Raw genomic sequence first — 12,872 nt, forward strand, 5'->3', positions numbered from 1 at the left:
GGCTCATCTCGGCTATGAGCATCCGCAGGGCAATTGGGCTTTGCGAGAGACATTGAGTCTTCATATGAAAGCATGGCGAAGCATCGTAGCACCTGCTACCTCGATCATGATCACTTCAGGAGCGCAGCAGGCCCTTCATCTCGTCGTTCAATGCTTATTAAAGCCAGGGGATGCGGTAGCCATTGAGGAGCCCTCTTACTGTTATTCCTTGCCGCTTTTTCATTCCGCTGGCTTGCGTACGTTCTCGCTGCCTGTTGACCGGGACGGAATCGACCCAAAGCACTTGGCCCAGTTGCACCGCCAGCACCGCATCAAAATGGTTTTTCTCAATCCGAATTATCAAAACCCGACAGGGACACTGCTTTCATTGGAGCGGCGCCAGGCATTGCTCGCGTTCTCCTATGAAAAGGGGATTCCGATTATCGAGGATGATCCATATAGCTTGATCAGTTTTTCGAGAGAGCCCGTCCCAACCTTAAAATCGCTGGATCAACACGGAACCGTACTCTACATCAGCTCTTTGACCAAAATCGTCGCCTCAGGTCTGCGCATCGGCTGGATCGTCGGGCCCCCTACTGTCATGGAAAGACTAGCAGATGCGAAACAGCAGTTTGATTTTGGACACAGCATTTTTCCGCAATGGCTAGCGAATCGCTTTCTCGGATCGCCTCAGTTTGCGAGCCACATCGATCTTTTGCGAACAGAGCTGTCCTTTCGGCACGATCAGTTAGTCTCATCGCTTCAAGACAAGTTCGGTGATCAAGTAGAAATGGTCGGTTCAGAAGGAGGCATTCACCTGTGGTGTAAATTCAAAGGGGAATGGAGCGGCGAAACTCTTCTCACAGAATCAGTCAAACGGGGAGTTGTCTTCGTTCCGGGACATCTTTTCGGGGCAGAGCAAGGATATGTCCGCTTCACTTTTGGCAGAGCTACCACAGATCAGATCCCTGAGGCAGTTTCGCGCTTAGCGGATGCATTCACGGCAAGTGGATGGGCAAAATAATCCCCAAGTGGATGGCAACATTTTTGTGCGGTCGTTATATGATCGAAGTAAGCTACCGTATGCATCCTTGCGTATATCTAGCAGGATGACTGTGCCATACAGAAAGGACTGGCTGTTATGAGTATTTTGCCTTTCATTATTGCTATTATCGTACTTGTTCTTATAGGTCTTGTCGTTACGATAAAAATCGGAATTAACCCATCCGAATCCAAAGTGCGGGGCTTTAAACAACGTTCCCGCAATCTGTTGATCATCTACGGCATCATTACGATCGCTCTGGTCATTGCGCTGTCAGTCTTTCTCTACAACAACCTTTGATCACTCCCGAACGCTACGTGACATAAATAAGACGCCGTCTGCCTTGTATAGGTATGACGGCGTTTTTGAATCGAAGGAAGTCCTTCGTCATGTGTTTTTAGAAGATGATACCTCTTTTACACGATTTTCTTCGCTACGTTGGCGGCTTGCAGCCCCCGCTGTCCATTCACAATCTCAAAAACCACCTGCTCGCCTTCCTCCAAATTCCGGTAACCTGACCCCGTAATCGCAGAATAGTGTACGAATACATCAGGTCCTCCATCGCGCTCAATAAACCCATAGCCCTTTTCCTTGCTGAACCATTTTACTTTCCCTTGAATCATTGTGTTTCCTCCCTGTAATCAGTGCAGCTCTTACGCTTACCTCATCATATGCGGATGCGAAGTCAGTGGATATACGGTAAAATAAATAAAGTATGAATCGTCACGCCAGAAAGGAGTGAATCACATGAGAAAAGTATGGATAATTGCATGCGCGTTGCTGCTCACTGCCTGCTCCGAAATATCCGAAGGGGTCCAAACCGCTCAGCAAGCAGTAGAAACAGGTCAACAAGCGATTGAGACAGGTAAACAGGCTGTCGAAGCGGGCCAACAAGTTCTCGAAGCCGGCAAGCAAATGGCTGAGTCTGAAGTCGCCAAACAGCTCCAAACATACCTCCAACAAAAATACGAATCCTCTGAAGCATTGCGTAATGCCATGTTCAGTGGAGATGGGCAGTTGCTCGTAGAAGAATTGCAAAAGACCGAGCTAGCGAACTTCAGCTTTTACAAATCTGACATGTTTGGTGTTGAATATACAGGCACGCTCTCTGCCGATGGTACTTTCAAAGTACTCAAACACGATTTGAACAATCAAAGCGCAGAACCTACTGTCGTAAAGGAATTCAAAGTAACACTCGACGGAAGCGGTCAGGTTCAAGTTCAGTAATTTTGGAAAACATTTCAAGAAAAGCCTGCGATCAATCATCGCGGGCTTTTTCGTGTTATTAAAAAACTTTTTATTGAGGCTCTACAAAATTTTCTGTGTTTCCTTATAGATTTTTATAATCGGGCATGATAACGTGTAAGATGTTCATATAAAATTCATAAATACTAAACACAACGAGGTGATGCCCATGAATATGCTGCTCACATCTATTATTGTGTACATGGCAGGTATGCTGTTAATCGGCTATTATGCCTACAAACGCACCTCCAATCTGACAGACTACATGCTCGGCGGTCGGTCGCTCGGTCCAACTGTAACCGCTCTCAGTGCGGGTGCATCTGACATGAGTGGCTGGTTGATGATGGGTCTGCCAGGTGCCATGTATGCTCAAGGTCTTAGTGCATCCTGGATTGCCATCGGTCTGACTCTCGGGGCTTATGCCAACTGGCTTTATGTCGCTCCCCGCCTTCGTTCGTACACGGAGGTTGCCAACAACTCGATTACGATTCCTGCCTTTTTGGAAAATCGTTTCGGGGACGGGTCTCGGATGCTTCGTCTTGTCTCGGCACTTGTTATTATGATCTTCTTTACCTTTTACGTGTCATCTGGTCTCGTTTCTGGAGGCGTGTTGTTTGAAAACACCTTCCACCTGAGTTATCAAACGGGACTATGGATTGTCGGAGTGGTCACCATCGCCTATACATTGTTTGGCGGCTTCCTCGCTGTAAGCTGGACGGACGCTGTCCAAGGACTCATTATGGTCATCGCGCTTATTCTCGTCCCGCTCGTGACCGTTCTTACAACTGGCGGATTGGGAGAAACATTTACGGAAATTCACGCTGTCGATCCCTCTTTGCTAGATATTTTTAAAGGGACGAGCCTGCTCGGCATCATTTCCTTGTTTGCGTGGGGTCTCGGCTATTTCGGACAACCGCATATTATCGTTCGCTTTATGGCGATCACGTCCACGAGCGAGATTAAAAAAGCACGCAGCATCGGTATGGGCTGGATGATTTTCTCCGTCGTTGGCGCCATGCTGACAGGACTGGTCGGTATCGCCCTGTACTCCAAGCAAGGCTGGACGTTGAGCGATCCTGAGACGATCTTTATCCAGCTGGGTACGATCCTGTTCCATCCACTGATTACTGGCTTTTTGCTGGCGGCGATTTTGGCAGCGATTATGAGTACGATTTCCTCTCAGTTGCTCGTCACGTCCAGCTCCTTGACTGAGGATATATACAAAACCTTTTTCAAGCGTTCTGCAACCGACAAAGAACTGGTCACCTTTGGCCGCATGTCCGTCTTGCTTGTCTCTGTCGTCGCCTTTTTGCTCGCCTTGAACAAAAATGACACGATCCTGGATCTTGTCGGATATGCGTGGGCCGGATTCGGCGCTTCGTTTGGTCCTGTCATTCTGCTCTCCCTCTATTGGAAGCGCATGAACAAATGGGGTGCTCTCGCGGGTATGGTCGCTGGCGCATTTACCGTTATCATCTGGACTCGCTTTGATGTGCTGAAGGACTTCCTCTACGAAATGGTTCCTGGCTTTGCCATTAGCCTGCTCGCCATCGTGATTGTGAGCCATTTGACCAGCAAACCTTCGAATGAGGTAACCGCTCAGTTTGATGAGTACCAGAAAAGCATGAAATAATTCTTGCTAATAAAAGCCAAGCAGCCTATGCGCTGGACAACTTCCCTGTCCCATGCCATAGGCTGCTTTTTTCTGTTGAAACGATTTGGCCCTCTCATCGTAAATGATCATAACAATCGAAAAAGGAAGGACAAAAAACAAATGATGATGATGTCTGGCTTGATTATTGGGGTATCCCTTTTGATTATTGGCATGCTCGGAATGGCTTGCTACCGCTTTTTTATCCAAAAGAAACCCGCCGAGCATTACTACACCCCGCTAGATCGCGTGTTCGGGCAAACGTCAGTTGAATTCCATGAGCAAAAGCTAGAAAAGAAAGAAGCAGAGGAAGAAGAAGGTGATGACAAGGATAAGAACGAGAAGATCCGGCAAAAGCGTAGATCATAATGAAAACCAAGCTTCTGCCAAACGACTGATTCCTACCGCAATGTCTTGTTCCTCCACTCCACCAAATCCAACGATGATGCGCGGCCGTGTATTCGTCGGATCATTGGCCCAGTTATGGCCGCTCGGATAAACGCGAACATCGGCCGCACGCGCCAGCTCGATCAGCTCCCTCTCCGTTCGGGAAGTATCCACCTCCAGCAAAATATGCAGCCCTGCTGACTGTCCCAATACTCGTACTTCCGGGGGCATGAAGGTCTGTATCGCCCGAAGCAATGCATCGTGCTTGCGGTGATAGACGGTGCGCATTTTTCGGACATGCTTTTCCCAGTACCCCTTTTGCATGAACAACTGCATGGTCCGTTGCAAATGACGGGAAACCGGCGAAGGATACGCCTGGAATGCTTCCCAATATCGCTCGAGCAATTGCTTCGGGAGCACCGTGTAATCCAAGCGAAGTGCTGGAGAAAATGCTTTGGAAAAATTGCCGATATAAACAACACATCCGTCCCGATCCATCCCTTGCAAAGATGGCGTAGGGTGTACATTGTAGCGAAATTCGCCATCGTAATCATTTTCGATGATGATTCCGTTCCTTCTCTTTGCCCATTGCAGCAATTGCTGACGCTGACCGACTGGCGTGACCATCCCATACGGAAATTGATGGGCAGGCGTCGTGTACACGACCGTTGCTTTGCTTTTTTCCAAGGCTTCAATGGACAACCCATCTTCCCCAAGCGGGATTGACACGACCTCATAGCCGTGATGGGAAAAGACGATTCGTGCATCTGCATAGCCAGGCTCCTCGATCGCAACCACACGATGCCGATCGGCCAAGAGCAGACATAAAAAGCTGAGAGCCTGCTGTAATCCGGTGCCGATGATGATTTGCTCAGGCCGACAAATGAGCGTACGTGCTCTGCGCAAATATTTACTGAGCTCCGCTCTCAGCTCCCACTCTCCTTGATCATCCCCGTAAAAAGAAAAATCCTCCGGATAGACAGACAGCGCTTCCAGCATACACGAGCGCCAAGCTCCGTAAGGAAACGACTTCGTATCAATGACAGAACCATGAAAGTTGTAACGACAAGTGAGATGATCCCCTTTTTTCTTTTTCAAGATCGACGAACACAAGGCAATCTCCTCATCCTGATCCACTGGCTCTGACCATCTCTCGATCTCGGCAGCGTAAAAGCCGCTCCGCTCCCGACTCACAATGTAGCCTTCTGCGAGCAGTTGCTGATAGGCTGCCTCAATCGTATTTTTTCCGACGCCACTTGCTTTCATCAACTGACGGATCGACGGCATCTTTGTTCCGGATGGTATCTCTCCTGATGCAATCCGTTTGCTCAATTGCTTGTATAGCTGCTGATACAGAGGTTCTTTGCTCTGTGCATCCATAATCGGCATGTACTCCATCAGCGGCCCTCCAATCTGTCCCCATCCAACTCTCCCAAACTGTCACTACATATAGGAGCAGTTCTCTTTTACAATGATTGTACCAGATTCACCCACGCGAAAGGAGAACAAGTCATGCGTATTCATTTGCAAGGAGAAAAGGTCGTTCTGCGAGATATTCGAGCAGAAGATATAGATACGATCTACTATTGGAAGTATGAAGCAATGGATCGGGAACATCTCAATTGGAATGGCCCCTACAAACCGCTTGATCCGTACACAAAAGAAGAGTATCGTGCCCTCCCACGCTACCAGGAGTCTCTCGCTCTCGTTGGGACAGATGCACCAAGAACTGAGCTGATGATTGAGATTGACGGCGAGCTAAAAGGTAGTGTCGGTCGCTACTGGATATCCGAGGAGACGAACTGGTGCGAAATCGGAATCGTCATTTACGACTCCCGATACTGGCAGAATGGTTATGGTCGGGAAGCGTTTCGGATGTGGATCGACTACTTGTTTACCCACATGGATACGGTCCGTTTAGGCATTGGTACGTGGTCAGGCAACGACCGGATGATCAAGCTGGCTGCTCACATGGGAATGGTCGAAGAAGCGCGGGTACGCAAAGCTAGGATTGTTCGCGGTGAATATTACGACGCGATTAAGATGGGGATTTTGCGAGAGGAATGGGAGAATCGGAAATAATAAAGGGCAATCCCTGGTCTAAACAAGACGTAGGGACTGCCCTTTTTACTTGTAGAAAAATTGATTACTCCAACTCAGCCGCCACACGGCTTACCGTTCATCTCAAGAGCCGCAAACCGTCCAAAGACATCGAGTCTACAGATGAGATCATGCTTGATGGTTTCACGCTCCTTCAAGAAGACACTCACAGCTCCATGCAGGCGTTCATTGATTAACGACATGATTTTATTGCCTTATCATTTATTAAAAAACAATAATTTACATAAATTCAATGTTATGATAAGTTTAAAATTGTAAATATTTACAAAATATACCTTTTCATAACCTTAAGGTACTAGAAATTAATTCATTTGAGAGGAGTGAAGTTTGTAACTACTTGGCACCAGTAGTACAAACGAAATACGTGATTAAAAAAATACTTTGGGTTAAATTACTACTGATTTTTGGGTTATTTTTTTCCAACTCTAACAGTGCGTTTGCCAATGAGGAAATAGTAGAGAAACAGCAAATTCAGCGAAGTGACATCGAGGCATTCATTGCTGGCATCTCTGAAGAAGATTTTGAAGAAAAACCGCAAAGAATCCAGATGGTAGAAGAAATAAAAGATTATATGAATGAACAGGATGTATACTATTTCGAAGATGTTGCATCAATAATTGATAAACATCAGCCTAAACGAATCTCTAGCATGAAAGCAAAACAATCAGTGGACATTAACTATAACGACTTGCAGGAAGACTTTGCAAGAATAGATGCGCTTGCACAAGAATACTACGAATACTATCAAATCCATCAAAGCTTCCCAGAGGAAAGTATGACTTTGCGAAGTTCTATGTCAGAAAGTGCTGCAATAAAGGCTCTAGGCAACGCTGGACTTAAAATGACGGAACGACAATTAGCAGCTCGATTGGTTACATTAGGAGCTCTGGCAGCAATCGATGGCCCTCTGCCTGTGGGAGACTTCGTAGCGTTGGTTACAGGTGCCATTATTGTGAGTGAGTATTTAGATAACTATATAGAAAACCAAGCAGCCTTGGAGAGAAATATTAGAGAGAATGAAGGACGTTCTTATGCCCGAGTTATCACAGACAGTGTAACAATGACTAGTGAAATTGCAGATGAGATTAAAAAGAATAATGTTAAACACTTTCGAGCACGGTTGAATAGTTCTGGTGGAGTCCTCGTTACCACACCGCTATCCCTTACAGCAGCTAGACTGGCGGCAAAAGATGAAGAAGAAACATTTAGTGTTAGGAAGAGCCGAGCAGAAGACGTGGTAACGCAAACTGGGTATAAGAATATTCACCATCAAGCACATTATGTTTCTAGCCGGGGAACTCGCCCAGCTAATCTCCCTCACTATCACCTGCTAAAAAAAAGAAACGATAATTGGGAACAAATGGATGGACATCATTTCTACCCTTGGAAATCCATGGGTTGAACCTTTTTGACGTAACTGTATATACAGTTACGTCATCTCTTTCTTATACTGGATATTAAAATCGAAACGTGCACACCATAGGAGGAACCATGAGGCTGGAAATATGCAAACTCGACGAGGTGATAATCATTGGCGTCCCAGAGGATTGGGATTTTGATACTCACGACGATGATTACGCACAATTTTACAATCCTCGGCTCACTGGGATCCAGCATGTACTTGAGCCAGAAAAAATATTTGAGGTATGGGATTCAGATGGCACGATCATCGGGAAAAGAGTGAGTCATATTGAACACATTCCAGATGGGTGCTTTGTGAAAACGATACCAGCAGGAGAATTTGCCAAGATTCATAAGAGTCAATTGCAGTACGAACTAGATATGTTTGCTAGGACAAATTATATCGAAGAAATGAGCTATGGATTCTCTACCAAAGTGACGAAAAAAAATGGCGATAAACAAGAATTTTTCTATCGGCCAGTTCAGTATCGTCCTGATGTTGTGAATACACGTACGATTCCATGTTTAGAGAAAGAACGTTCTACGTCGTTAAAAGAACGCTATGTTTCCATCTTTTTTGATACGGAAAGTTGTAGCTTTCGCCGATTTTTATATAAACGATATGTTTCACAGTACCAAGGCTGCCTCTGGGATTTAGCCAGATTCAACAACAATGATCAAGGTATCACCAGAAAAGGTATGTCCAAAGATGAAGCTGTATCATTTTTACTCGAGAAAAGTGAGGTACTCGTATTTTGGGAAGGGTACAGCACGTTTGGTAAAGAGATGATTCGTGACAAAGTAATGAAGATGGACGCAAAGCACCTGCTAGAAAACTACACGCGATTCACCTTGGATATGTACATTTTTGATGAGTCATTGACGTGGACAGTTATTTTTCAGCAAGAACGAGACGAAGATGGATTCAAGCATATTTTGCTACGGGTAGAGTGATGAGTGCGCTGACTCTCTATGCACTCCTCACACTTCTACCGAAAAAGGGCAATCCCTGGTCTAAACAAGACGTAGGGACTGCCCTTTTTACTTGTAGAAAAATTGATTACTCCAACTCAGCCGCCACACGGCTCACTTTTGCAGCCAGCTCGTCGAGATCGATGTTCATCTCAAGAGCCGCAAACAGACCTGTGAAATATTCGTTGATCTGGTCAATGACACGATTGCGCTCACTCACCACCAGCTCTTGGAATAGCGCAGAAAACTGCTCATCCAACTGCTTGTTTCCGATTTCTACATACGCGCTCACTGGATCTTGCATGCGCTTCTCCAGTTCTTCACGCATTTTCGCTTTGCCATCCTGCTCGAAAAAGTCTTTGGTGTTTTTGAACAAGGAAATCGCTGATGCAAATGCAGATTCGGCTACAGGCAGTTCATCAGCAAAGGACAGTGTTTCCACCTGCCGCTGCTGATAAGGCGCCAAGGTCAAACCTGCTGCATAGCCTTGTGCATCCTTTTGCCACGCCGCAACAAGTGTTGTCCCCTGCTTGTTCGTGAATTTCTCCAAACGAAGGGTAGTCGCTCTCAGCTCCTGCGCCAAGTCGTAGCTGATCGAACGCAGAAGATCAGTCAAGCACCCTTGCAGTGCTTGCTTCATGTTGCGTCCATCGTCCTTGATGACAGCCGGGTTAAAAGCAAAATTGAACAGCTCATTGAAACGGAAGAACAGGCGCTGGCGAACGTAGTAGAGCAGCTCCTCGCGCTCTTTTGCCAAGTCACGCTCGAACGAAGCGGTAGATAGTGCTTCAACCGCTGACAGAGCCTGTGTCTTAGCGTTGCTTGCTGCTTCTTTGCGCAACAGACGCTCGTCTTCCCCGGACTGTGCCATACGCATGAATTCTGTCATGGTATCATGGGCGCGACGGATTTCACCGATTGCAGCATTCACAGCAATTTGCGTCAGTTCTTCAATCGTAAAGCGGAGGAACTCTGCTTCGAACGACGCCATTCCAGAGAACTTGAATGCTTCATCTGCCGGCATCAGCGGCTCGCCTTCAGCCGTATTCGTGCGCTGGCGGTATACTTTCTCCGCAGAAGCTGCCAGTTTGCCTTTTTCATGCATCCGTGCCAACAGAGCAGTCTGGCTGGACACCGGATAAATACGTGGGAGGCGAATTCCGCACGAGAGGAGGTTTTTCTCTACGTGGGTAATCACGCCCTGCAATTCCTCATCGTTTGCTGCGAGGTCACAAGCATTGACGATAAAGAACATTTTGTCCATTTCAAACGTATCCTTTACCCGTCCCATTTGCAGCAAAAACTCACGGTCTGCCTGTGAAAACGCGTGGTTGTAATAGGTCACAAACAGCACGGCATCCGCGTTTTTCATGTATTCAAACGCCACACCTGTATGACGTGCATTGATGGAATCCGCACCAGGCGTATCGACGAGAACGATGCCCTGGTCGGTCAGCGGGCAGGAATAGAACAGCTCGATATATTCCGCAAAACAAGCTTTTTCTTCCTTGGCTACAAAGCCTTTGAATGCCTGCATATCCACGAGCAGTTCTCCACCCAGATGAGCAGCCATTTCTGACAAGCCTTTTGTAACAGCTTTCAAAAAGGTGTAGTGAGGTTTTGCCGTAGGCGGGATTTGGGCCACGTCGATCTTGCCCAGCTCAGCCAATGCGCCATCCAGATCAGATGCAATCAGCCCAAACACAGCGAGTGAACGGATAACATCCTGCTCGATTGCTTCGCGCTCCTTCAAAACGACACGCACAGTTCCATGCGGGCGCTCATCTGTAGGCGGCATAATTTTGTTGATTGCCGCAGTCGTCGGATTCGGCGATACAGGCAGTACGAGATCGCCCATCAAGGCGTTGGCAAACGAGGATTTTCCTGCGCTAAAAGCACCAAACAATGCAACAGTAAAACGATTGGCGGTCAGGCGATCTGCTCGATCCAGCATCGCCTGTGCCTGTGCTTGCATCCCCGGTACGGAAACGACTTCTTCACTTGCGCGTCGCAGACGCTCTGCTGCCGTAATTAGTTTGTCTCGTAGTTGATTCATGCTACTTATTCTCCTCCACGCATAATCGCCAACAGACGACCCTTGGTTTCTTCTTCTCTCGCTGCCAGTCCTGCCAGCTTTTGATGCAGTGCTGCCATTTCACGCAATACGCCAAGGCGCTCACCTTGAGCCGCACTGTCTACACGCACCTGCTCTTTGATCATCTCAACCACTTGTGCAATGAAGGACAGGCCCACGCGTCTGTACTCCAGCTTCATCCCGTTGGAAATATCCGCACAGTAGTTCAGGACGTACTCACTTGAAGCAGCACCCTCTTTGATGTGCTTGCTCAGGAACTCGCCCGTAATCTCGATCTTGGTAGCGTGAACGCTGGCGTGATATTCTTCGCTCCGCAAATCAAATACTTGCGGCTGCTTGCCGAGCCATTCTTTGAAATGGAAGTCGAGATTTCCCGCCACTTTTTCGCGGAACTCAACGAGAAGGGCTTCTTCGCGACGTGCGCGTTCTTCCTCTGTCTTCTTGCCTGCAAACAACAACCCCACCTTGAAGCCCGGCTTGCGGCTCTCCAAGTAGCTTCGTGCTGCTTCGTTCGTGCTGAAATAAGTCAAACGAGCATTGTCCAAAAGTACACTCAGCTCTTTTTCCATCTGCATTCGGGCATCCTCTGCACGCTGCTCTAGAGTCGCTGCTGCCGCTTCCTCCTGCTCAAGCGCTTCCTGAACAACTGCTGCATTACGACTGTCGATGCCTTCCACTTCGAGACCATCCAGCTGGGCTTCCCACTGCTGGCGTTGATCTGCCTGGCTTGTTCTTACTACTTGGATGTGTTCGTCGATCAAATGCTCGGCAGCACTGCGAACGCTCGTGCCAACCAGCTTTTCACGATCAGCGATCAACTGCGCAAGCATGCCCTTAAATTCCTCATACATGTTCTCAGGATGATCGGGTTCTGCAAGCGACGTGTAAAAAATACCATCCGGATGAATGTTCCAGGTCGCGAATGCTTCCTCGACACTTTCCTTATAGCTATCGAAATCCAATTCGAAATCAATATGTTTATCGATCATGTTCACAACCAGATAGACTGGCTTGCCACGGTCCTTCAACGTCTTTGTAAAGTTGAAGTTCTCTTCGGCTTGAACATGGTTATAATCCATCATATAAATGACGACGTCCGCCAAATGCAGCGCAGATTCCGTAGCGATTTTGTGTGCCGCATCCGTGGAGTCAATGCCCGGTGTATCGAGCAAGCTGGCGTATTCGTCAAGGAATGTTCCCGGGTAGGAAACCTCTACGGATTCAACCGTATCTCCGTCAACAGCAAACTGCTTGAGCTTCTCCATCTCCGTATCTGGATCAAAAGTAAGGACACCGTTGTTCATGGTGAAGACGCGAGCCGCTTTTTCTCCGCCCCGAATCTTGACGACATTCGCACTAGTCGGAATCGGATTGGACGGCAGCAAATTGACACCCAGAAGCGTGTTAATCATCGTTGATTTTCCAGCGGAAAAATGTCCGCAAAACGCAATATTCAACTCAGCGCGCTTGGTTTTCGCGGCCAGTTGAATGAGCTTGTGTGGCGTGGTTTCGTCTCCCTGCGATTTCATTTCTTCCGCGAGTTCTTCCCATGTATGTGCCAGTCGGGAAAAGTCCGTTTCCCGGATCAATACTTGACTGTCAAGCACTTCTATTCCACCCTTCTCCATCATTCCTACTCTCTCTACTAATACCCAGTTCAAAAAGTCGTCTTTTCAGCATCGAGAAAGTGGCGAGAACCTGAAGAAGGAGGAGCGGAGTGTAGGGGACCTACATGAGCACCGGACTTCGATGGTGAACGCCAGTTTCGATGTCGAATAAGCTTTCATGACTACTTCATGATCAAAAGACGATTTTTTGAACTACCTTATTCCTACACTCTATTCTACCATGCCGAATGTAACATAGGTCACAGATGAGTTCAATTCAAAACTATGAAAGATTTAGCATTCGCCTGTTCTTCCGCATAATTTTCCTCCCATCTGGAAAAAATCGCACTAACATGATATTCGCTTTCTGAA

General features: G+C 47.3%; 13 protein-coding genes. 8 read left to right on the forward strand and 5 right to left on the reverse strand.

Annotation, left to right across the window (positions count from 1 at the left end):
* A partial coding sequence (locus tag HP568_RS23675; RefSeq protein ID WP_173630406.1) for an aminotransferase-like domain-containing protein occupies positions 1–1,003 on the forward strand: 1,003 nt, incomplete at its 5' end.
* 117 nt (positions 1,004–1,120) lie between these two features.
* Positions 1,121–1,321 carry a hypothetical protein gene (locus HP568_RS23680; RefSeq protein WP_007728714.1) on the forward strand — a complete coding sequence of 67 codons (201 nt, stop codon included), beginning with the start codon at positions 1,121–1,123 and terminating at the stop codon, positions 1,319–1,321.
* A gap of 116 nt (positions 1,322–1,437) precedes the next feature.
* Here HP568_RS23680 and HP568_RS23685 read toward each other — a convergent pair whose 3' ends face one another.
* Positions 1,438–1,644, reverse strand: coding sequence for a cold-shock protein (locus tag HP568_RS23685; RefSeq protein ID WP_048034192.1), 207 nt, complete (start codon positions 1,642–1,644; stop codon positions 1,438–1,440).
* A 124-nt stretch (positions 1,645–1,768) separates the two neighbouring features.
* On the opposite strand from HP568_RS23685, the gene HP568_RS23690 reads away from it, so the two are divergent.
* The 3 genes from HP568_RS23690 to HP568_RS23700 all read left to right on the forward strand — a co-directional run bounded on the left by HP568_RS23690 (position 1,769) and on the right by HP568_RS23700 (position 4,286).
* Entirely contained in the window at positions 1,769–2,248 is a 480-nt protein-coding gene (locus HP568_RS23690) for an outer membrane protein assembly factor BamD (RefSeq protein WP_048034193.1), read from the forward strand.
* Between the two features lie 187 nt (positions 2,249–2,435).
* Positions 2,436–3,899, forward strand: a complete 1,464-nt coding sequence (gene putP / locus HP568_RS23695) for a sodium/proline symporter PutP (RefSeq protein ID WP_173630407.1) — start codon at positions 2,436–2,438, stop codon at positions 3,897–3,899.
* Between the two features lie 141 nt (positions 3,900–4,040).
* Positions 4,041–4,286 (forward strand): DUF3951 domain-containing protein, encoded by a 246-nt coding sequence (locus HP568_RS23700; RefSeq protein ID WP_173630408.1) that lies wholly within the window; start codon positions 4,041–4,043, stop codon positions 4,284–4,286.
* On the opposite strand, the gene pdxR is transcribed toward HP568_RS23700, so the two are convergent.
* Positions 4,281–5,702, reverse strand: a complete 1,422-nt coding sequence (pdxR, locus tag HP568_RS23705) for a MocR-like pyridoxine biosynthesis transcription factor PdxR (RefSeq protein WP_173630409.1) — start codon at positions 5,700–5,702, stop codon at positions 4,281–4,283. The two genes, HP568_RS23700 and pdxR, sit on opposite strands and share 6 nt — an antisense overlap.
* Positions 5,703–5,816: 114 nt before the next feature.
* On the opposite strand from pdxR, the gene HP568_RS23710 reads away from it, so the two are divergent.
* A complete protein-coding gene (locus HP568_RS23710) occupies positions 5,817–6,386 on the forward strand; it encodes a GNAT family N-acetyltransferase (RefSeq protein WP_173630410.1) in 570 nt (189 codons plus the stop codon).
* A 74-nt stretch (positions 6,387–6,460) separates the two neighbouring features.
* On the opposite strand, the gene HP568_RS23715 is transcribed toward HP568_RS23710, so the two are convergent.
* Positions 6,461–6,607: a hypothetical protein gene (locus tag HP568_RS23715; protein WP_173630411.1), complete on the reverse strand. Its 147-nt coding sequence runs from the start codon at positions 6,605–6,607 to the stop codon at positions 6,461–6,463.
* A 155-nt stretch (positions 6,608–6,762) separates the two neighbouring features.
* Between HP568_RS23715 and HP568_RS23720 the strand changes: the two genes are divergently transcribed.
* Positions 6,763–7,827: a hypothetical protein gene (locus HP568_RS23720; RefSeq protein ID WP_173630412.1), complete on the forward strand. Its 1,065-nt coding sequence runs from the start codon at positions 6,763–6,765 to the stop codon at positions 7,825–7,827.
* An 89-nt stretch (positions 7,828–7,916) separates the two neighbouring features.
* Positions 7,917–8,780: a hypothetical protein gene (locus HP568_RS23725; protein ID WP_173630413.1), complete on the forward strand. Its 864-nt coding sequence runs from the start codon at positions 7,917–7,919 to the stop codon at positions 8,778–8,780.
* Positions 8,781–8,886: 106 nt separating this feature from the next.
* On the opposite strand, the gene HP568_RS23730 is transcribed toward HP568_RS23725, so the two are convergent.
* Together HP568_RS23730 and HP568_RS23735 are read right to left on the reverse strand one after the other, a co-directional pair.
* On the reverse strand, positions 8,887–10,854 hold the full coding sequence (locus tag HP568_RS23730; protein WP_173630414.1) for a dynamin family protein: 1,968 nt from the start codon (positions 10,852–10,854) through the stop codon (positions 8,887–8,889).
* A gap of 5 nt (positions 10,855–10,859) precedes the next feature.
* Positions 10,860–12,554 carry a dynamin family protein gene (locus HP568_RS23735; protein ID WP_254551464.1) on the reverse strand — a complete coding sequence of 565 codons (1,695 nt, stop codon included), beginning with the start codon at positions 12,552–12,554 and terminating at the stop codon, positions 10,860–10,862.
* Between the last annotated feature and the right edge of the window lie 318 nt (positions 12,555–12,872).

This window comes from Brevibacillus sp. MS2.2 (genome assembly GCF_013284345.1).
GTDB classification, from domain to species: domain Bacteria; phylum Bacillota; class Bacilli; order Brevibacillales; family Brevibacillaceae; genus Brevibacillus; species Brevibacillus brevis_C.

What these genes read in the sequence shown, in the direction of transcription:
- HP568_RS23680 (WP_007728714.1), top strand. Translation starts at nt 1,121, where the DNA reads ATGAGTATTTTGCCTTTCATTATTGCTATTATCGTACTTGTTCTTATA.
- HP568_RS23685 (WP_048034192.1), bottom strand. Translation starts at nt 1,644, where the DNA reads ATGATTCAAGGGAAAGTAAAATGGTTCAGCAAGGAAAAGGGCTATGGG.
- HP568_RS23690 (WP_048034193.1), top strand. Translation starts at nt 1,769, where the DNA reads ATGAGAAAAGTATGGATAATTGCATGCGCGTTGCTGCTCACTGCCTGC.
- putP (WP_173630407.1), top strand. Translation starts at nt 2,436, where the DNA reads ATGAATATGCTGCTCACATCTATTATTGTGTACATGGCAGGTATGCTG.
- HP568_RS23700 (WP_173630408.1), top strand. Translation starts at nt 4,041, where the DNA reads ATGATGATGATGTCTGGCTTGATTATTGGGGTATCCCTTTTGATTATT.
- pdxR (WP_173630409.1), bottom strand. Translation starts at nt 5,702, where the DNA reads ATGGAGTACATGCCGATTATGGATGCACAGAGCAAAGAACCTCTGTAT.
- HP568_RS23710 (WP_173630410.1), top strand. Translation starts at nt 5,817, where the DNA reads ATGCGTATTCATTTGCAAGGAGAAAAGGTCGTTCTGCGAGATATTCGA.
- HP568_RS23715 (WP_173630411.1), bottom strand. Translation starts at nt 6,607, where the DNA reads ATGTCGTTAATCAATGAACGCCTGCATGGAGCTGTGAGTGTCTTCTTG.
- HP568_RS23725 (WP_173630413.1), top strand. Translation starts at nt 7,917, where the DNA reads ATGAGGCTGGAAATATGCAAACTCGACGAGGTGATAATCATTGGCGTC.
- HP568_RS23730 (WP_173630414.1), bottom strand. Translation starts at nt 10,854, where the DNA reads ATGAATCAACTACGAGACAAACTAATTACGGCAGCAGAGCGTCTGCGA.